The following is a 560-nucleotide window of genomic DNA, read 5'->3' on the forward strand; positions in this document are numbered from 1 at the left end:
TCCGGTCGGTACCGCGGTCGTTGTTCCGGTCGCCGTTCCGCTCACCACGGTTGTCACCGCGGTCGCCGGTCCGGTCGTTGTTGCGGTTCCCGCGGTTGCCGCGGCCGGAGTCGTCGCCGTCGCGGTTGCGCCCGCCACGGCCGTTGTCGCCGTTGCCGCGGCCGTTGTCGTCGCGGCCCTCACCGGTGCGGTCGCCACCGTTGCGGTCGGCACCGTTGCGGTCGGCACCGCGCTCGGCGTTGCGGTCGGCGCCACGGCCGCGACGGCGGTCGCCGTCGGTGCCGGGGTCGTCGCCGTCGGCGTCGCGACGGGCGTCCTTCTGGCCCGCGTCCCGCTGGCCCGCGTCCTTCTGGCCCGCGTCCGTGGCGGGGTCCTTCGGGGCGCCCTGGGGGCCGTTGTCCTTCTGGCCGTTGTCCTTCTGGCCGTTGTCGTCGCCCTGCCCGCGGCGGCGGGTCCGACCACGACGACCGGCGCCGTCGGCGTCCTCACGACGCTCCGCGGCCGGGGCCGGGGTGCTGTCGGCCTTCTCCGGCGCGCTCGCGGCGGGGGCGGCCTGCTCG

The 560-nt window shown here is 77.5% G+C and carries 1 pseudogene; it reads right to left on the reverse strand.

The features are described from left to right. Positions 1 to 560, reverse strand: a pseudogene (locus tag GTW08_RS15745) (transcription termination factor Rho); the annotation flags it as partial.

The organism is Pseudonocardia sp. SID8383, assembly GCF_009864975.1.
In the GTDB taxonomy this organism is placed as follows: domain Bacteria; phylum Actinomycetota; class Actinomycetes; order Mycobacteriales; family Pseudonocardiaceae; genus Pseudonocardia; species Pseudonocardia alni.